This is a genomic window from Pseudomonas sp. NPDC088322 (genome assembly GCF_044740745.1).
In the GTDB taxonomy this organism is placed as follows: Bacteria; Pseudomonadota; Gammaproteobacteria; order Pseudomonadales; family Pseudomonadaceae; genus Aquipseudomonas; species Aquipseudomonas shirazensis.
Genome location: NZ_JBIURK010000009.1, coordinates 117,209 through 135,605 on the forward strand (window position 1 = coordinate 117,209; position 18,397 = coordinate 135,605).

The 18,397-nt window shown below is 62.8% G+C and carries 13 protein-coding genes and 2 pseudogenes; 7 read left to right on the top strand and 8 right to left on the bottom strand.

Features of this window, described 5'->3' with window-relative positions:
* Window positions 1-46 precede the first annotated feature (46 nt).
* Window positions 47-604: a histidine phosphatase family protein gene (locus ACIOAU_RS22045; protein WP_401184617.1), complete on the top strand. Its 558-nt coding sequence runs from the start codon at window positions 47-49 to the stop codon at window positions 602-604.
* On the opposite strand, the pseudogene ACIOAU_RS22050 reads toward ACIOAU_RS22045, so the two are convergent.
* Window positions 594-833, bottom strand: a pseudogene (locus ACIOAU_RS22050) (transposase); the annotation flags it as partial. The gene ACIOAU_RS22045 and the pseudogene ACIOAU_RS22050 sit on opposite strands and share 11 nt — an antisense overlap.
* A 14-nt stretch (window positions 834-847) precedes the next feature.
* A complete protein-coding gene (locus tag ACIOAU_RS22055) occupies window positions 848-1,177 on the bottom strand; it encodes a YceK/YidQ family lipoprotein (RefSeq protein WP_101316476.1) in 330 nt (109 codons plus the stop codon).
* Window positions 1,178-1,599: 422 nt separating this feature from the next.
* Here ACIOAU_RS22055 and ACIOAU_RS22060 point away from each other — a divergent pair, with 422 nt between their 5' ends.
* The 3 genes from ACIOAU_RS22060 to ACIOAU_RS22070 all read left to right on the top strand — a co-directional run bounded on the left by ACIOAU_RS22060 (window position 1,600) and on the right by ACIOAU_RS22070 (window position 5,035).
* A complete protein-coding gene (locus ACIOAU_RS22060; RefSeq protein WP_188035343.1) occupies window positions 1,600-1,989 on the top strand; it encodes a nuclear transport factor 2 family protein in 390 nt (129 codons plus the stop codon).
* Window positions 1,990-2,088: 99 nt separating this feature from the next.
* Window positions 2,089-3,591 carry a cytosine permease gene (locus ACIOAU_RS22065; RefSeq protein ID WP_259077768.1) on the top strand — a complete coding sequence of 501 codons (1,503 nt, stop codon included), beginning with the start codon at window positions 2,089-2,091 and terminating at the stop codon, window positions 3,589-3,591.
* Window positions 3,592-3,604: 13 nt separating this feature from the next.
* Window positions 3,605-5,035: an aldehyde dehydrogenase family protein gene (locus ACIOAU_RS22070; RefSeq protein WP_401184622.1), complete on the top strand. Its 1,431-nt coding sequence runs from the start codon at window positions 3,605-3,607 to the stop codon at window positions 5,033-5,035.
* Between the two features lie 43 nt (window positions 5,036-5,078).
* On the opposite strand, the gene ACIOAU_RS22075 is transcribed toward ACIOAU_RS22070, so the two are convergent.
* The 3 genes and pseudogenes from ACIOAU_RS22075 to ACIOAU_RS22085 all read right to left on the bottom strand — a co-directional run bounded on the left by ACIOAU_RS22075 (window position 5,079) and on the right by ACIOAU_RS22085 (window position 9,101).
* A complete protein-coding gene (locus ACIOAU_RS22075; protein WP_150570041.1) occupies window positions 5,079-7,481 on the bottom strand; it encodes a DUF3772 domain-containing protein in 2,403 nt (800 codons plus the stop codon).
* A gap of 55 nt (window positions 7,482-7,536) precedes the next feature.
* A pseudogene (ada, locus tag ACIOAU_RS22080) lies at window positions 7,537-8,340 on the bottom strand (bifunctional DNA-binding transcriptional regulator/O6-methylguanine-DNA methyltransferase Ada); the annotation flags it as partial.
* A gap of 128 nt (window positions 8,341-8,468) precedes the next feature.
* A complete protein-coding gene (locus ACIOAU_RS22085) occupies window positions 8,469-9,101 on the bottom strand; it encodes a DNA-3-methyladenine glycosylase (protein WP_150570039.1) in 633 nt (210 codons plus the stop codon).
* 126 nt (window positions 9,102-9,227) lie between these two features.
* Here ACIOAU_RS22085 and ACIOAU_RS22090 point away from each other — a divergent pair, with 126 nt between their 5' ends.
* The 3 genes from ACIOAU_RS22090 (at window position 9,228) to ACIOAU_RS22100 (ending at window position 13,240) form a co-directional block, all read left to right on the top strand.
* Window positions 9,228-9,743, top strand: a complete 516-nt coding sequence (locus ACIOAU_RS22090) for a sigma-70 family RNA polymerase sigma factor (RefSeq protein WP_101316461.1) — start codon at window positions 9,228-9,230, stop codon at window positions 9,741-9,743.
* Complete coding sequence (locus ACIOAU_RS22095; RefSeq protein ID WP_101316459.1) at window positions 9,730-10,686, top strand: FecR domain-containing protein; 957 nt, start codon at window positions 9,730-9,732, stop codon at window positions 10,684-10,686. The genes ACIOAU_RS22090 and ACIOAU_RS22095 overlap by 14 nt, the downstream gene beginning before the upstream one ends.
* A gap of 94 nt (window positions 10,687-10,780) precedes the next feature.
* Window positions 10,781-13,240, top strand: a complete 2,460-nt coding sequence (locus ACIOAU_RS22100; protein ID WP_312390120.1) for a TonB-dependent siderophore receptor — start codon at window positions 10,781-10,783, stop codon at window positions 13,238-13,240.
* A 15-nt stretch (window positions 13,241-13,255) separates the two neighbouring features.
* Here ACIOAU_RS22100 and ACIOAU_RS22105 read toward each other — a convergent pair whose 3' ends face one another.
* The 3 genes from ACIOAU_RS22105 to ACIOAU_RS22115 all read right to left on the bottom strand — a co-directional run bounded on the left by ACIOAU_RS22105 (window position 13,256) and on the right by ACIOAU_RS22115 (window position 18,248).
* Entirely contained in the window at window positions 13,256-14,416 is a 1,161-nt protein-coding gene (locus tag ACIOAU_RS22105) for an MFS transporter (RefSeq protein WP_150570037.1), read from the bottom strand.
* A 381-nt stretch (window positions 14,417-14,797) separates the two neighbouring features.
* A complete protein-coding gene (locus tag ACIOAU_RS22110; RefSeq protein ID WP_401184629.1) occupies window positions 14,798-16,873 on the bottom strand; it encodes a TonB-dependent receptor in 2,076 nt (691 codons plus the stop codon).
* 160 nt (window positions 16,874-17,033) lie between these two features.
* Window positions 17,034-18,248, bottom strand: a complete 1,215-nt coding sequence (locus tag ACIOAU_RS22115) for an MFS transporter (RefSeq protein ID WP_101316450.1) — start codon at window positions 18,246-18,248, stop codon at window positions 17,034-17,036.
* Window positions 18,249-18,397 lie beyond the last annotated feature (149 nt).

Below are 18,397 nucleotides of genomic sequence, written 5' to 3' on the forward strand. Positions count from 1 at the left end.
GCGTCGGATTTTTTTTGTGGCGAATTCAACAAGGAAGCAGAGCAGCATGGAACAGCAGATTATTCTTATGCGTCATGGCCAGCCGCAACTGGCTGTGACCAGTCGAGTTGCCCTCGGTGACATGCGGGGTTGGATCGAAGACTATGATCGCTCAGTCATCACCCAAGACCCTGCACCTGCTGCCAGCGTGCAGTTGGCGGCTGGTGCGCAGGTAATTGCCTGCAGCAGCGCGCCGCGTGCGCTGAGCTCGGCGCAGGCGCTGGGGGTCGAGCCTGCTGTGGTTGATGCGGTGTTCTGCGAGGCGCAGTTGCCGGGTGGCCGTGGGCGGTTGGCGAAGCTTTCGCCGTTTACCTGGGCGGCTGTGCTGCGAGTGCTGTGGTTGTGCGGCTATTCGGCGGGGGTTGAGTCGGCCAAGGCAGCCGGGGCGCGGGCGGATGACGGGGCTCGGCGGTTGCAGTCGATGGCTGAGGGTGGGCCGGTGTTGTTGGTTGGGCACGGCATCATGAATCGGTTGATTGGCAAGCGGTTGCGGGCTGCAGGCTGGGTGCTGCAGGCGTCCGGTGATAGTCGGTATTGGAGTGCTGTGGTGTATCGCCGCAGCTGAGTAGTTTTTGCTTACGGTTGTTGTGGGGGCTTATCCGAATTTTGACCCGCAAAGCATCAAAGAAAATCACCGGATACATCGGCTCCAGTGGCCGCTGGTGCCATGCGCCAATTTCTTCCATGACCTCATCGGTCACGGAGCTGATGAAGTCGGGCGAGACCTCTGTTCCGTACTGCTCGGAAAGAAAAGCCCGGATCTCTCTGACTGTCATCCCACGGGGCCACTCAGCCCGGCACGCGCCCCTCATAAGTCGAGGCTACCCTGCGAGCTTTGCAGATAAATTGTATAGGGCAGCAACAGGGTGTCGATAACCCCGGATGGGATCAAGTCGATGATCTGGAGGGGAATCATGGCCGGCGCGGCAGGGTCCCGCTCAGTCACCTGCGGTGGGCCATGCATCACACACAAGTCATACGACAGCCCACTATAAACACGCGGAACAGTCTCGCACCGGGTCTTTGCTTTTCTCAGCGAGTTTATCGTGTCGGCATCCGAACTAAATACCGTATTGATGGTGCCGCACCCGGACAGTACCGCACCCAACAACACATATAATGTAAGTTTCCTTAGCATCACTCACTCTCATTTAAACGTCGTTAACTGCGAAGCGGTTGACTCCGCACACTACCTCCAGTTTGAACAAGACACTGTCGAAGGACGGGCATTTCCTGGAGACTTCCACAACACGGACCACTACTTTATTTAGTTGCAGGCCACTCTCGAATAAGACAATTCCTAAATCGTGCAGGCGCATTATCAATTCAGCGGATTGAACCCTGACAGCAGCAGATCGGTACAATTTTGGCCCCCATTTCTCGGTCATCTGGAGCAGCACGCATAAAGGCTGATCATCAGCCGGCTGACCAGACGGCGATCAGCCCACCGCATCAGTTCACAAATCCCTGAACTAATTATTTCTCCCAGCAGATTCTTCGCCCCGCAAACCCTGCGCAAAATCCGCCCACCATAATCACAATAACCGTGAGGCCACCGCAGTGGACCAGACCCTCCAGGTAAGCCAGGCCGCCGCCGAGCTGGTAGCCGCCTTTGCCAGCAACGACACCCAGCGCTACTTCGCCTGCTTCAGCGAAGACGCCAGTTTCGTCTTCCACACCCTCCCCCAGCCTCTGTTCTCGCGTCAGCAATACCAAACCCTCTGGCAGCAGTGGCAGGCCGATGGCTTCAAAGTGCTCGATTGCCAATCGAGCAACGCCAGCATCACCCTTCAGGGCGACCTGGCAATCTTCATCCACGATGTCGACACGCGCATCAGCCTGAACGGTGAAGAACAACAACTGGCCGAGCGCGAGACCATCCTGTTCCGCCGTCACGACTGCCGCTGGCTGGCGTGCCATGAGCATCTCTCGGTCGTTTCGCCAGCCTGACCCAGCAGCACACCTTGCGGCCCTGCCGCTTCTGCCAACGCACCCACAAAAGCGTCCGCGCCTTGCGCCGACCAACAACAACCGCGCTGGAGCATCAACATGAGCCACTCGACCGGTATCGAGAGCAATGGCGTCGAGCAAATCCCCGACGAGCAACGCCATGCCACCCCGCTGGACCTGTTCCGCCTGATCTTCGGCGGCGCCAATACCTTTGCCACTGCCGTGCTCGGCAGCTTCCCGGTGCTGTTCGGGCTGTCATTCCAGGCCGGCGTCTGGGCGATTCTGCTGGGCGTTGGCATCGGTGCCGTGATCCTTGCGCCCATGGGCCTGTTCGGAGCACTCAATGGCACCAACAACGCTGTATCGTCCGGTGCACACTTTGGCGTACACGGGCGCATTGTCGGCTCATTTCTGTCATTGCTGACCGCCGTCGCGTTCTTTTCCCTGTCGGTGTGGAGCTCCGGCGATGCCTTGGTCGGTGGCGCCAAAAGGCTGATCGGGCTGCCGGAAACCGACCTGACTCTGGGCCTTGCCTATGGCCTGTTCGCGGTGCTGGTGCTGGTGGTGTGCATCTACGGTTTTCGCTTCATGCTGTGGGTCAACAAGATCGCCGTGTGGGCCTCGAGCCTGCTGTTTCTGCTGGGCATCTTCGCCTTCGCCGGGCCCTTCGACGCGGGCTACGCGGGTAGCGTCAATGTCGGCCAGGCGGGCTTCTGGGCGGCGTTTGTCGGCGCGGCGATCCTGGCCATGAGCAACCCGGTGTCGTTCGGTGCGTTTCTCGGCGACTGGTCACGCTACATCCCGCGCGAAACGCCAAAAGCGCGGATCATGCTGGCCGTGATTGGCGCCCAGGCCGCCACCTTGATCCCGTTTCTGTTCGGCCTGTGCACGGCCACACTGGTCGCCAGCCAGGCGCCTGACTACATCGCTGCCAACAACTATGTCGGCGGCCTGCTGGCGATCTCGCCGAGCTGGTTCTTCTTGCCGGTGTGCCTGATTGCGGTAATCGGCGGCATGTCGACCGGTACCACCGCGCTGTATGGCACCGGGCTGGACATGTCCAGCGTGTTCCCGCGGCTGCTCAGCCGCGCGGCGGCCACGCTGCTGATTGGCGTGGCGGCGATCGGCTTTATCTTCCTTGGCCGCTTCACCTTCAACCTGGTGCAAAGTGTGTCGACCTTCGCCGTGCTGATCATCACCTGCACCAGCCCATGGATGGTGATCATGATTCTTGGCCTGATCACCCGCCGTGGCTTCTACCATGCCGACGACCTGCAAGTGTTCACCCGCGGCCAGCGCGGCGGCCACTACTGGTTTCTGCATGGCTGGAACTGGCGCGGCATGGGCGCCTGGCTGCCCAGCGCGGCGCTGGGCCTGTGCTTCGTCAATCTGCCGGGGCAATTTGTCGGCCCGCTGGGTGAACTGGCAGGCGGCATCGACGTCAGCCTGCCGGTAACCCTGGGCGTGGCCGCCCTGCTCTACCTCAGCCTGCTCCGGCTGTTCCCCGAACCCGCGGGCGTGTATGGGCCGAACGGCCCACGCTGGGTGCGCTGCAAAAACAGCGCGCCGCAACCGGTAACTTCTGCCGCCGAAATGGCCTGACTGGAATCTGCCCATGAACACGTTCAACTACATCGATGGCTGCTGGGTCGAAGGCCAAGGCACTGACTGCATCACCGTCCACGACCCCGCGCTGGGCGTGCCATTCGCCGAGCTGATGGCCGCCAGCACGGCCCAGGTTGACCTGGCGGTTACCGCCGCGCGACAGGCGCTGCCGGCCTGGAAAGCCACCCCGGCAAGTGAGCGCGCCCGCCTCTTGCACGGCTTCGCCGAGCAGCTGACGGCGCGTCGTGAAGCGTTGGTCGCCCTGCAGATGCGCAACAACGGCAAGCCCCGCCACGAGGCTGAAGTCGACCTCGATGACGCCGTTGCGACTTTCACCTATTACGCAGCGCTGGCCGAGCAATCGCCGGCGAGCAACCGCGAAGTACCCTTGGCAGTGCCAGGCTTCACCTCGCGTACGCGGCTGGAACCGATCGGTGTGGTTGGCCTGGTCGTGCCGTGGAACTTCCCGCTGGTCACCAGCGCCTGGAAGCTCGCCCCGGCCCTGGCGGCAGGCTGCACGGTGGTGCTCAAGCCCTCCGAAGTCACGCCACTGGTGGAGCTGGCCTACGGCGAAATCGCCAGTCAGATCGGCCTGCCCGCAGGCGTGCTGAACATCGTCAATGGCAAGGCCGAGACTGGTGCCGCACTGAGCGGCCACCCCGGCCTGGACAAGCTGTCATTCACCGGCAGCAATGGCGTTGGCAGCCAGGTCATGCGCGCTTCGGCAGTGCACTGCCGGCCGCTGACACTGGAGCTGGGCGGCAAGTCGGCAATCATTGTGTTCGACGATTGCGACGTGCAGCAGGCAGTTGACTGGATAATCGCCGGCATCACCTGGAACGCCGGCCAGATGTGCTCGGCGACCTCGCGTTTGCTGGTGCAGGAAGGCATCGCCGACGCGCTGCTCAGCAACTTGCAGCGTGCTTTGACTCAACTGCGGGTGGGGAATCCGTCACGCGAAGAAGTCGACATGGGCCCGCTGACCAGCCAGGCGCAGTGGCTGAAAGTGGCAGGTTACTTTGCCAGCGCGCGCGATGAAGGCCTGCGCTGCCTGGCCGGCGGCAAGGCGCTGGACCGCGACGGCTGGTTTGTCAGCCCGACGCTGTATGTCGATGTGCCCGCGAGCAGCCGCCTGTGGCAGGAAGAGATCTTCGGCCCGGTACTCTGCGCGCGGCGTTTCAGCACCGAACAGCAGGCAATCGAGCTAGCCAATGACAGCCGCTTCGGCCTCGTAGCCACGGTATGCTCCAGCGACCTGCAGCGCGCCGAACGGGTCACCGACAGCCTTGAAGTCGGCCATGTCTGGATCAACTCGGTGCAAGCGGTGTTCGTCGAAACGTCCTGGGGCGGTACCAAGGCCAGCGGCATTGGCCGCGAGCTGGGGCCATGGGGGTTGTCGGCCTATCAGGCAGTCAAGCATGTGACCCGCTGCCTGGGCTAGCCGACGCGCCCCTTGGCCAGCAAGGGGCGCGCCGCTACCACGATCAGGCGGGTTCGTCGGCGGGCTTGGGCGCTTCCTGCACCAGCACCATGCTCTGCGGCGAAGACAGCGGAATGTCGGCATCGCGCAAGCGGCCGAGCACGGTGAACAGCAGGTCGCTGCGGGTGCCGGAGACCTGCCGCGGGCTGGCCACATAGCCGCTGACGCTCAGCGTCATGCCACTGGCGGTAAGGTCCTTGAAGGTCACCGAGGGCGCCGGCGCATCCAGAATCGCCTCGTGCTCGTGGTACGCCGCCATCAGCAGGTCGCGCACCTGATCAGGGTCGGTTTCCAGCGGCAGGGTCAGGGTGATACCCACCACACCCAGCGCATTGCCCATGGTCACGTTGCGCACGTTCTGCGAGATGAACTGCGAATTCGGCACGATCACCGTCGAACGGTCGGACATCTGGATCTCGGTGGCGCGCACGTTGATCCGGCGGATATCGCCTTCGACGCCAGCCAGGCTGACCCAGTCGCCGACCTTGACCGGGCGCTCGGTGAGCAGGATCAGGCCGGAGATGAAGTTCTGCACGATCTGCTGCAGGCCGAAACCGATACCCACCGACAACGCACTGACCACCCAGGTCAGGCTGGTCAGGTTGATGCGCAGGGTCGTCATCACCAGCATCGCCAGGAACAGGAAGCCCAGATAGCCGACCAGGGTCACCAGCGAGGCACGCATGCCGGCGTCCATATCGGTCTCGGGCAGCAGACGCTCGCTCAGCCAGCGCTTGACCACACGAATGGCAAACAGCCCACCGAGGAACATCGCCACAGCGATGAAAATATCCTGCGGCACGATGTTCAGATTGCCGAGCACCTTGCCGCCGCTGCCGTCCCAATCAGCCAGGCTCATCAGCAGCTCGCTAGGGCTGGTGCCGGACGGCATCAGCGCCAGCAGCGCGGCGAGGAACAGCAACAGGGTGCGACCGATGCCAGCCAGAACAGTGCTGGCCTGGGCTTGATGACGCGGCTTCAAGCCGAGCGTCGAAGCCAACGCCAGGCCACCAGGCTGGCGTGGCGAGAGCAGGGTTTCGCAGAGGTCGCCGAATACCGTCACCAGCAGGTACGCGCAGGTGACGACCACGCTGATCCAGAGCATTTTCGCCGCGAGGAAGTACGCCAGGGTCAGGTAGCCCGCCAGCAATGCCAGCAGGATCAGCAACACCCAGACCACGATCACGAACGGGATCAGCCCGGCGAGGCCGCTTGGTCGCTCGATCTGGTGCTTGCGTCGGGTGCGGCGGTAGCGCACCAGGGCGGCGAAGAACACCAGCGACACCACCAAAGCGGTCAGGCCATTGGTGGCAACGGTCAACGCCAGGCTGGTGCCAATCACACTGTTGATCCGCTCCTGGGTCAACAGCACCATCAGCGCTACGGCCAGCACCTTGGGGAACCAGCCCAGCGCGCTGGCCACTTCGTCGGGAATCGGCGGCAGCCGCCAGGACGGCCGCTGCAGCATCAGCATGGCCCGGCCCAGGCCGGTGATGAAGGCACTGAACACCACCAGCGTCAGCACGTGGTTGATCAGGCTGGCGATATCGGCGCCCAGCTCGGCGCTGGTCTCCAGCCCCCAGCGCACCAGCGACACCGAACCGGCAATGGTCGCCAGCGTGGCCAGGCTGACGCCCAGCGCCAGGGCGCTGCGGCGCAGGCGGCCTTCAGGCAGCCAACGGACCATCGCATCGGCCAGCAGACGCTCGACCAGCAAACGCGCCAATGTCCATACCAGCAGCGCGGCGACCAGGCTGGCGATGAACAGCCAGCGGTGTTCAGGGCTGAGCGCGCTGGCCAGGGCATCACTGGCCTCGGTCTTCAAGGCCTGCAAGCGGGCGACGTCATCGTCGGTCGGGCGAATCATGCTTGACCAGAACGCCGGGCTCAGCGGGCTGGCGGCGCGGCTGGTGACCTGCGAGTTGAACTGGCTGCGGCGCAGGTTGACGATCTGGGTCGACAAGTCACGCGCTGACTGAGTCAGCTGGGTGGCGTTCTTCTGCTCGGCCAGTAGCTTCTTCTTGTCACTGGTGAGCTGCTGACGCTGGCGGGTGATGCTTTCGCCCTCGTCGGGCAGCACATCGCCAAGCACCTTGAGCTGATCATCCAGGCGAGTAATGTCGGTGGTGCGCACGGTGGTCAGCGCATCGGCCTGGCGCTGCACCTGCATGGCCGCCTGACGCAGCTGTGACAGCTGGTCGTCATTGGCATTGCTGGTAACGCCCTGGCGGATCTGGTCGAGCCGATCGGTCAACTGCTCCAGGCTGGCGTTTTCTTCCAGCGCCGGCATTTCCCCGGCCAGCAGTTGCGATACCGGCGTAGCGCCCGCCGACCAGGCCGGAGTCGCCACCCACATAAGCAGGGCCAGTAACCCCACACACAAACGGTCAAGGCTTACACGCCTCATCGAAATCACCTATAGACAGACTCTGCTGGCGGCGAATTCTACGCCGCTTGCCGGCTTAGGGAAGTGCCGTTTCTCGCTCCAGCAACTGCCGTTTACGCTCAACTCCCCAGCGGTAGCCGCTCAGATCACCGTCACGGCGAACGACCCGATGACAGGGGATGGCCACGGCGATGCGGTTGGCTGCACAAGCGAGTGCTACTGCCCGCACGGCTTTTGGCGCACCGATGCGCTCGGCGATATCGGTATAGCTGACGCGCTGGCCTGCCGGGACTTCACGCAAGGCCTGCCAGACCCGCTCCTGAAACGCCGTGCCCTGCACATCCAGCGGCAGGTTAAGGCCCAGTGCGGGTTGTTCAACAAAGCCCACTACCTGCGCGATCAACTGCTCGAAGCGGCTGTCTGCACCGATCAGTTCGGCGTTGGCGAACTGATCCTGCAGGTCATTCAGCAACTGCGCAGGGTCATCGCCAAGAAATATCGCGCAGACCCCACGCGCACTCTGCGCCACCAGAATCGCGCCCAGCGCGCACTGCCCAACGGCAAAGTAGATGGTCGCGCCTGCACCACGTGCGCGGTACTGCTTGGGCAACATGCCCAGGCGTTGGCCGGCGCCTTCGTAGAAGCGGCTGTTGGAGTTGTAGCCGGCATCGAACAGCGCTTCGGTCACGGTCGCCGCCTCGCCTTGCAAGCGCTCGCGCAGGCGCTGGGCGCGAAATGCCGAGGCATAGGCCTTGGGGGTAAGGCCGGTCTCGGCCTTGAACAGGCGGTGCAGATGAAACCGGCTGACCGCGAGCTCGGCCGCCAGTTGGTCAAGGCTGGGCAGGCTCTCACTGGTTTCGATCAGGCGGCAGGCGCGCGCAATCAATGCGGTACGCCGGGCGCTGGTAGTGTCGACAGGCTGCATGTCGCAGTCTCCTGGCTGGGATGGGCAAAGCGTGGCAGAGCCTCAGCCAGCGTTCACTCCGATTCTTGCGCTTGTTCCACTGGTCAGCCTACTGCACGCCACAGATACCACGCCGCAGCGGTCCGATAGGGGCTCAAGGGTAGTGCCAACGCGCGCATCTGCGCAGGCGTCGGCGCCTTGTCCAGACCCTTGATGCGCCGATAACCCTCGCGCACACCAAAATCATCGACCGGAAGGATATCCGAGCGCTCCAGGCAGTAGATCAGCAGCATCTCTACCGTCCAGCGGCCGACCCCACGCAACGTCACCAGCCGCTCGATCAATTCGTCATCGGCCATACCCAGCGCCTCGGCCCGGCTTGGCACCAGGCCGTCGAGGCGGGCCTGGGCAATGCCCTGCACAGTGGCCAACTTGTTCGCCGAAAAACCACACCCGCGCAGCGCCAACGGAGTGGTCGCCAGCAACTGCTGAGGGCTGGGAAACGCCGCCTCCGGATATAACGCGAGCATCCGCTGCAAGATCGCCTCGGCCGCGCGCGCGTGCAACTGCTGGTAGGCAATCGCCCGCACCAACGCCTCATAGGGCTCACGCCCGGGCGTAGCGCGATGCAGGCAAGGGCCTATCGTCGCAACATGACGGGCCCAGTCAGCATCAATGCTGGCCAGATGAACGCTGGCCTGCTGCAGCCCCGCCGCGCTGAGGTCGGACACAATCATTGGCAAAAACCTGTGTTGAGCCTGATCGCCCATCTTAGCCCAGGCCTTTACCTGAACCCTACTTCACCCATAGAATTGAGAACCATTAACAAACGCATATAACTCTAGTTCAGGGCGATTGATCAGATGCAGATGAACGACACGCTCAAGCCGTCCGAGGTCGATCTGCTCTATCAAACCCACCACGCCTGGCTGCGTGGCTGGCTGCGGACTAGAGTCGGCTGCATGGAAAACGCTGCCGACCTGGCCCAGGACACCTTCGTCCGCCTGTTGCGGGCACGCCAGGTATCACCGCTGAAGGAACCCCGCGCTTATCTGAGCAGCATCGCCCGTGGCCTGATGATCGATCAGTTTCGCCGCCGTGCACTGGAGCGGGCCTATCAGGACAGCCTGGCCTGCCTGCCCGAGGGCGAAGCGCCCAGCGAAGAGTACCGGCTAATCATTCTCGATACCCTCGAACGCCTGGATCGCGCCCTGCAGCAACTCAAGCCGCGGGTGCGCCAGGCGTTTTTGCTGGCGCAGCTGGATGGCCTGAGCATTACCCAAATCGCCCTGCGCCTGGAGGTTTCCCGCGCCACCATCGAACGCGACCTGGCCAAGGCACTTGGCGTCTGCTACCGGTTGCGCTATGCCGACCTCTGAGCGCACGCCGGCGCAGGCCCAGGTCGATCAGGCCATCGACTGGCTGGTCAAGCTGCGTTTCGACGAGCCGAGTGCACGCACCCAGCGCCAGTTCCAGCAATGGCTTGCCAGCCATCCGCATAATGCCCTGGCCTGGCAACGGGTCAGCGAGCTGAGCGAAGAGCTGGCCGGCCTGCCCAGCGACTTGAGCCGGCGCACCCTCGATGGCAGCCGCCGGCAGCGCATCAGCCGCCGCGATCAGCTCAAGCTGATGGCCGTGCTGGCGGTTGGCGGCAGCCTCGGCTGGGCGGCGCGTGAACCCCTCGGCCTGCAGGCATTGCTCGCCGACAGCAGTACCGGCACCGGCGAGCAACGCCAGGTGCAAGGCAGCGACGGCAGCACAATCCAGCTCAACACCGCCAGCGCCATCGACCTGCGCTACAGCAGCGATCAGCGCCAGTTGAGCCTGCTGCGTGGCGAGCTGACGCTGGACAGCAATGGCGCCGATAACCGGCCTTTCATCGTCAGTACTCGGGTGGGTCAGCTGAGCACGCAGAACGGGCAATTGTTGTTGCGCGAAAACGATGCCGGCTTGTTGCTGGCGGTGCGTCGTGGCTCAGTCACTGTTGACTCGCAGAGCAACCCGTTGCGACAGGTGCAGGCGGGCCAGGTAGTGCAATTGTCGATGTCTGGCGCCGCGTCAGCGGTGCAACTGCATGGCGATCCCTGGGCCTGGACCGACGGCGTGCTCAGCGTGCAGCAGATGCCCCTTGGCGAGTTCATCAGCGAGCTGTCGCGCTACCGGCCAGGGCTGTTGCGCTGTGCAGATGAGGTTGCTCGGTTGAGGGTGTCCGGTACCTACCAATTGGCCGATACCGAACAAATTCTGTTGCTGCTGGCGCGCACCCTGCCGGTGCGGATCGACTACCGCACACGCTACTGGGTCAGCATCGGTGCGGCCTGAAAAAACTCAAAATAAATGAGGTGGAATCTCATTCTCGCTCGGCCTGAAGGAACAAAGCCCGAAAAGTGGACTTGATCATCTTCAGGAGCGCTGCATGATTCACCGCCGTCCCCACCGCCCCGATCGCCTGCGGCATGCCGTCCAGGCCGCCCTGCTCGGCCTCGGCCTGAGCGCCGCCGCTCTGCCCGTGCTGGTCCAGGCCGCCCCCGTCAGTCAGAACCAGCAACGTGACTGGGACATCGCCGCCGGCCCGCTGGCCAGCGCACTGGACCAGTTGGCCCGGCAAGGCGGCCTGAGTCTGTCGTTCGACGCCAACAGCCTGCAAGGCAAGACCACCCGAGGCGTGCAAGGCCGGTATGACAGTGCCCAGGCCTTGTCGATCGTACTGCAGGGCAGTGACGTGCAGGTCCAGCAGGAGAGCCCCAGCAGCTTCCTGCTGATCCCGGCAATCGACGCCGGCGGCGCGCTCGAGCTGGGCGCGACCAGCATCTCCAGCGACCGCCTGGGCGAGACCACCGAGCATTCCGGCTCCTACACCACCGGCGCGGTGACCATCGGCAAAACCGCCCAGAGCATCCGCCGCACCCCGCAATCGGTCACCGTGGTCACTCGCCAGCGGATCGACGACCAGAACATCACCAACCTGACCAACCTGCTCGAGCAGACCCCGGGTGTGGTGGTCAACATGACCGACAGCGAGCGCGTGCAGTACTACTCCCGCGGCTACGCGATCGACGCCATTCAGTACGACGGCGCCACCGTGGTGCAAGGCAGCGGCGGTGGCTCGTTCATCCAGAGCGACTCGGCGATCATCGACCGCGCCGAGATCCTGCGCGGCGCCACCGGCATGCTGCGCGGTGCCGGCAACCCGTCCGGTACGGTCAACCTGGTGCGCAAGCGCCCTACTGCCGAGTTTCAGGGTGAAGGCAGCGTGACCCTGGGCAGCTGGGATGCCCAGCGCTATGTGGCCGATGTGTCCGGCCCGCTGACCGAAACCGGCAACGTACGTGGGCGGATGATTGCCGTGCACGACGACAAGGATCACTTCCAGAACTCGCGCATGGAGCGCAAAGAGGTGCTGTACGGCGTACTCGCCTTCGACCTCAGCGACAGCACAACGCTGACCACCGGCCTGGAATGGACCAAGCTCGACGCCACCGGCGCCTGGGGCAACCTGCCCGCCGACTTCGACGGCAAGCCGCTGCCGTTTGGCCGCAGCACCTATCTGGGTTCGGACTGGAACCGCTGGGACCGCAGCAATCTGCAGACTTTCGCCGAGCTGGAGCACCGCTTCGACAACGACTGGAAGCTCAAGCTGATGGCTCAGCGTACGCATTTCGAGCTTGACGACCACGGCTTCAAGCAGACCTTCTTCAGCCGGCCCGCTGGCACCAGCAATCCCTACCTGATGAATTACCAGGTCACCGAAGGGGATGGCGGCGAGAGCATCCAGAACAACCTCAGCGCCACCCTCAACGGCCCGTTCGAGCTGCTCGGTCGCACCCATGAATTGATGCTCGGCGTCGAACGCATCCGCAACGACTCATACGCTTCGGCCACCAACAACGTCGCCTCGGGGCAGTTCGATCTGCGCGACTGGGACCCGAAGACCAGCCTGCCGGAGCCGGATATCACCATCTTCGCGCACCCGGTGCGCACCCGTACCACCCAGCAGGCGGCCTATGCCACCTGGCGCATTTCGCTGGCCGAGCCGCTGACGGCGATCATCGGTGCGCGCAACAACTGGTACGACTACGAGCAGGAAAACAACGTCAAATCCAACGGCAAGTTCGCCGTCGACAACAAGATCGTGCCGTATGCCGCGCTGATCTATGACATCAACGACAACTTCAGTACCTACGCCAGCTACACCGAGATCTTCAACCCGCAGACCGCCACCGGGGTCAGCGGCGCGGTGCTCGAGCCGACTACTGGTGAAGCCTACGAAACCGGGATCAAGGGAGAGTTCTACGAAGGGCGGTTGAATACCTCGCTGGCGTTCTTCCGCATCTATCAGGTCGGCAACGCCCTGGATGACATCAGCGGCCCTAACCCGTGCCTGCCTAACTACACCAGCGGCTACTGCAAGGTCGCTGCCGGCAAGAACCGCAGCCAGGGCTTCGAGCTGGAGATTTCCGGTGAAGTGCTGCCGGGCTGGAACGTTGGCGGTGGCTACACCTACAACACCACCGAGTACCTGAAGGACACCAGCAACAGCACCGGCAACCCGATCCGCACCACCGACCCCAAGCGCATGTTGCGCCTGTTCACCAGCTACCGCCTGCCGGGCGAGCTGGAGGCGTGGACCATTGGCGGCGGGGTGCAGGCGCAGAGCGATATCTACAACCGCAATGGCACTGCCGAAGCGTCACAGGCGGGCTATGCGGTGTACAACGGCATGGTCAACTACCGCTTCAACCAGCAGTACTCGCTGCAGCTCAACGCCAACAACATCTTCGACAAGAAGTACTACCGCCAGGTCGCGCCGACGCCAACCGGCTATTACTGGGGTGATCCGCGCAACGTCTCGGTGACCCTGCGCGGCAGCTTCTGAGCCTTCGCCGAGGGCTTACTCGGCGGCTGCCTTGAGCTTGCCGGCGCGGCGGTATGACTGCCGGGCAAAGCACACGAACAGCCCTGCCATCAGTGCCAGCGCCATCGGCAGGCCATGCGGTGCGGCGCCCATCGCGGCGCCGCTGAGCAGCGGCCCGATCAGGCTGCCGACGCCCCACAGCAGGCCGACGCTGGCATTGGCCGTGACCAGGTCGCGGCCCCTGAAGCGCTGGCCGATCAGCACCAGCGCCAAGGTGTAGATGCCGCCAGCCACTGCGCCCAGCAGCACCAGCATCGGCCATAACAGCCAGCTCATCTGCAGCAACCACGGCAAGCCAATACCGATCAGCATTGCTACCACCCCGCACAGCAAATGCAGGCCGGTGCGCTCGACCCGATCCGCCAACCAGCCCAGCGGCAGCTGGAACAGCATGTCCCCGGCAAACACCACGGTCACCATCAGCGCCGCTACGGCCACGGCAAAGCCATGAGTGGTGGCATACACCGGCAGCAACGACAGCACCACCGCATCGAAGAACGAGAAGAACAGCACCGCCACACACAGCGCCGGCGCGACCCGGAAGAAACCCGCCAGGGTAAAGCTCTTGTCGTCTTCTTCAGCGTGTTCGACGTGGTCGTTGGGTACGGTCAGCACGATGCACAGCAGGGCCAGGCCATAACAGGCCGTGACCACCCCGGTGATCCACGGGCTATGCGCGCCGACCAGCGCCAGCATCGCCGGGCCAAGCACCTGAAAGCCGGTAAAACTGGTGGCGTACAGCGCCATGATCTTGCCGCGGTTGTGCTCCGGGCAAAGCTCGTTGACCCACGATTCACCCAGAATGATGGCGATCCCCATGCCCAGGCCAAGCCCCAGTCGCAACAAGGCCAGCAGCCAGATCGATGAGAACGCCCACTCCAACAGGCCGATGGACAGCGCGCACAGGCTGAAGCACAGCAAATAGATGGTGCGTCGGGTCAGGTAGCGGCAGCAGGCATCGACCAGAAACGCCGAGAGCATCATCCCCGCCGCCGGTATCGCCGCCATGATGCCGATCTGCAGGGTGTTGGCACCGCTGTCCTGCAGCCGCAACGACACCAGCGGCAGGCTCGCCCCGAGGCTGAAACCCACGACCGATACGGCGAACAGAAGGCCCGCCAGCAAACGCATGTTCATTACCCACTCCTTGCATGCCGGCACGGCGGCACCTGCGGCCGCGTCGGCTGATAACCCTGAAAAATGACTGCACACAGGCGCCCATGGCCAGGCGCAAAGGGCGCTGGTCGCAGCGGCGCGAATCAGTTCAGGGCAAGGTGTGGCGAGAAGGTGAAGGCAAACAGCACGCTGCGCCGCCGCTTGAGCACCGTGTCGCTCGGCCAGGCACGCCGACAGGCCTGGGCTGCAGGCTGAAGGGCTTGGAGGAGACGCTGACTACGGCGCATTGCATCGACTACGCAGGTAAAGAGGAAGCAGAACTCTAGGCCAAGGCTGGCGAGCGCGTCAATCCGGGGCATGCAAGGGCGGTGAAGCGAACCGTGCGCTTCACCGCCTCCAGGCTTACATGTCGTAACGCAGCGCCAGGCCAAAGGTACGTGGCGCACCGGCATCGATGATGTCGCCGCTACGGTTGTTGGTCACGTACTCCTTGTCGAAGGCGTTTTTGACAAAGCCGGACACCGCGATGTTCTTGGTGAGCTTGTACTCGCTGCTGAAGTTGGCCAGCACGTAGTTGTCGCTTCTGCGCTCACCGATAACCTGGCCCGCGGTATTGAAGTCGTATTGCGACGGCGCCGTGCTTTGGTAAGTCAGGTCGGTGTTGAAGGTAAGGCGTTCATTGACCCGATACAGCGCGCCCAGCGACATCTTGTACTTGGGCGCATAGAGGAACGCCTCGCCACTGCGGTCCTGGCCGTTGCCGGCAACGAAGTCCTTGTACTTGCCATCGGTGACCGAGCCACCCAAGGTCAGCGTCAGTTGCTCGCTGAGGTCTTTTTCGACAAACACTTCCAGGCCTTTGATGGTGCTGCGACCGGCGTTATACACATTGATTACGTTGCTGTTGTCCTGGCGTACGCTGACCTGCTGGTCTTTCCAGTCCGTGTAGTAGAGGTTGGCGCGAGTGCGCAGGCTGCCTTCCATGAACGTCCCGCGATAGGACAGCTCATAGTTGGTGGTGTATTCCGGGTCATACGACTCGTGACCACTGCCGGAGCGCACGTTGACGCCGCCGCCGCGATAGCCTTTCTGCACCATGAAGCCGAGGAACTGATTGGCCGCCAGTTCATAGTTCAGACCCAGCTTGGGCAACAGGGCGTTAAACGATTCGCTGACTTGCCCCGGACTGGACAGGTCATCCTGCTTGACGTCGGTGTCATTGGTTTCGTGGTCGTAACGCAGGCCGGTGATCAACGTCCAGCGCGGCGCGAAGGTCCAGTTAACCTCACCGAATACAGCCTTGTTATCGATTGTCGTGTCGCCTTTGACGGTGGCGAACAAGGTGTCATCGAACAACAGGCGGTCATGGAATTTGTTGGTGCTGTGGCCGTAATAGGCGCCGATGAAACTCTTCACGTCATCCGAGCTGTAGTTCAGCCGCAGTTCCTGGCTGAATAAATTGCCATCGTGTGCACGGAGGATGACGTCGTTGCTCTCGGCGGTCTGGTCGAAGTCCAGGCGGTTGCTGTAATCGGAGCGGGTGTTGACGGTCATGCTGGTCAGCGACCAGGCATCACTCAGGCGATAGTCGACCTTGGCGCTGACGGTGTCCTGCTTGAGGTTGTCAAAGGCCTGGGTATTGGACGACACCTTGTAGTAGCGGACTTTGTCGTTCTCGCGCATGACCGAGTTGTCGCCCTGACGGTGCTCGCTGTGGGCATAAGTCAGCAGTACATCGAGGTCGTCATTGGGCAGGATCAGCAACTTGCCGCGGGCATTGCTGGTGCGATGCGGGTTGGCATCCTTGCCCAGTGCGATATTGTCGATATAGCCGTCGCCGTCCTGGCGGTCCACAGCGATACGCCCGGCGACCTTGCCCTCGACAATGGCGCCACCACCAGCAACGGCCAGGCCTTTTTCACCGTAGTTGCCAACGTTGGTCTGGGCAGAGAAGCTTGGGGCGAAGGTCGGATCCTTGGTCTTGATCACCACTGCACCGGCCAGCGAGTTGCGCCCTTGAGTGGTGGACTGCGGGCCGAGAAACACCTCGACCTGCTCGGTATCCCACAGCGGGTTCGGGCTCAAGGTCAGCGCCCGGTTGGGCTGCACAGCGCCATCGATATAGACCGACACGGCACCGTTCATGGTCGACGGCCCCTGGTCATCGAAACCGGACACCGGCACACCACGGATGCCCCAGTTCTCGTTGCCGGCCTGGCTGTATACCCCAGGCGTTCGCGCAAACACATCAACCAGGCTGTGATCGGCCTTGTCGCGCAGTTGCTGCTCGGTGACGACCACAACGCTGGACTGGGTCTGCTCGAGGGTGCGGTCGATCTTCTCGCCGGTCACCGTGATTGGCGCCATCTCGACCACGTTTGGTGATGCAGCGTTCGATGTTTCAGCGGCCCAGCCGCTATTAGCCAGGCACGCGGCAGCGCCCACAGCCAGGGCAAGCGTATTCTTCTTGAAATTCACGACCCGCTCCACTACGCCAGATATTGTTGTTTTGCGCAGGCCCACTGCTCGTTGCGGCCAGCGGGGCGGATTCTAAGTGAAAGTGAGCGTTATAGGAATAAGATTGATAATGACTCTTATTAACTTGCAGTGAGGCCGCATTGCGACCCCACTGCACTTGTCAGCGTTTGCCGGTAGACGGCAGCAATATTGCCAGCAGGCCAAACAGCGGCAGATACGAACAAAGCGCATACACGTATTCGATCCCGCGCAGGTCGGCCACATAGCCCAGCAGCGCCGCGCCGATGCCGCCAAAGCCGAACATCAGGCCGAAGAAGATCCCGGCGATCATGCCAACATTGCCCGGCACCAGCTCCTGGGCGTAAACGACGATGGCCGAGAATGCCGAAGCGAGGATAAAGCCGATCACCACACTGAGGATGGTGGTCCAGAACTGATCGGCGTACGGCAGCGCCAGGGTGAACGGCGCTACTCCGAGAATCGAGAACCAGATCACCGCCTTGCGCCCGAAGCGGTCGCCAATCGGCCCACCAAAGAACGTCCCCGCCGCCACCGCGCCAAGGAAAAGGAACAGGTGCAACTGCGAGCTGGCCACCGAAACGTCGAACTTTTCGATCAGGTAGAAGGTGAAATAGCTGGTGAAGCTGGCCATGTAGAAGTACTTGGAAAACACCAGCAAGCCCAACACCACCAATGCGCCAATCACGCGCTGGCGCGACAGGCCATGGGTCGCTTCTACCGCCTTGCGCGCCTTGGCCTGGTTGAGGTGCTCCTTGTACCAGCGGCGCAGCAGCAGGGTTACGCCGAAGAAGAACAAGCCAGCCAGGCCGAACCAGGCGACATGGGTCTGGCCGAACGGAATGACGATCGCTGCTGCCAGCAGCGGGCCCAGCGCCGAGCCGGCATTACCGCCGACCTGGAAGGTCGACTGGGCCAGGCCAAAGCGCCCACCCGAAGCCAGCCGGGCAATCCGCGATGTCTCGGGGTGGAATGCTGACGAACCGATGCCGACCAGCGCCGAAGCCACCAGAATCATCGGGAAGCTGCCAACAAATGCCAGCATCACGATCCCGACCAAGGTGCACAGGGTGCCTAGCGGTAGCAGATTCGGCGTCGGCCGCTTGTCGGTGAAAAAGCCCACCCACGGCTGCAACAGTGACGCAGTGATCTGGAACGTCAGAGTGATCAGGCCGATCTGGGCGAAGCTCAAGTTGTAATTGGCCTTGAGCATTGGGTAGATCGCCGGCAGCACGGCCTGGATCAGGTCATTGATCAGGTGCGCCAGCGCACAGAAGCCGATGATGCGCATCACCAGAGGGTTGGCACCTGAAGCCGTAGTTGCGCTGGAGGTGGTTTGAGAACTGCTGATGGCCATGGGCTCGACATCCGTCCGCGGGTTTGGGATCCGATTATCGGGAAACAAATCGATACATAGCTAGCTTTTTTACCATCGGTCCGACACGTGCTTGTAAATGGTTCTCAATATAATTAGCATCCATGGCACATTGCCCCACTCCCTTTCGC

What these genes read in the sequence shown, in the direction of transcription:
- ACIOAU_RS22045 (WP_401184617.1), top strand. Translation starts at nt 47, where the DNA reads ATGGAACAGCAGATTATTCTTATGCGTCATGGCCAGCCGCAACTGGCT.
- ACIOAU_RS22055 (WP_101316476.1), bottom strand. Translation starts at nt 1,177, where the DNA reads ATGCTAAGGAAACTTACATTATATGTGTTGTTGGGTGCGGTACTGTCC.
- ACIOAU_RS22065 (WP_259077768.1), top strand. Translation starts at nt 2,089, where the DNA reads ATGAGCCACTCGACCGGTATCGAGAGCAATGGCGTCGAGCAAATCCCC.
- ACIOAU_RS22070 (WP_401184622.1), top strand. Translation starts at nt 3,605, where the DNA reads ATGAACACGTTCAACTACATCGATGGCTGCTGGGTCGAAGGCCAAGGC.
- ACIOAU_RS22075 (WP_150570041.1), bottom strand. Translation starts at nt 7,481, where the DNA reads ATGAGGCGTGTAAGCCTTGACCGTTTGTGTGTGGGGTTACTGGCCCTG.
- ACIOAU_RS22085 (WP_150570039.1), bottom strand. Translation starts at nt 9,101, where the DNA reads ATGATTGTGTCCGACCTCAGCGCGGCGGGGCTGCAGCAGGCCAGCGTT.
- ACIOAU_RS22090 (WP_101316461.1), top strand. Translation starts at nt 9,228, where the DNA reads ATGCAGATGAACGACACGCTCAAGCCGTCCGAGGTCGATCTGCTCTAT.
- ACIOAU_RS22095 (WP_101316459.1), top strand. Translation starts at nt 9,730, where the DNA reads ATGCCGACCTCTGAGCGCACGCCGGCGCAGGCCCAGGTCGATCAGGCC.
- ACIOAU_RS22100 (WP_312390120.1), top strand. Translation starts at nt 10,781, where the DNA reads ATGATTCACCGCCGTCCCCACCGCCCCGATCGCCTGCGGCATGCCGTC.
- ACIOAU_RS22105 (WP_150570037.1), bottom strand. Translation starts at nt 14,416, where the DNA reads ATGAACATGCGTTTGCTGGCGGGCCTTCTGTTCGCCGTATCGGTCGTG.
- ACIOAU_RS22115 (WP_101316450.1), bottom strand. Translation starts at nt 18,248, where the DNA reads ATGGCCATCAGCAGTTCTCAAACCACCTCCAGCGCAACTACGGCTTCA.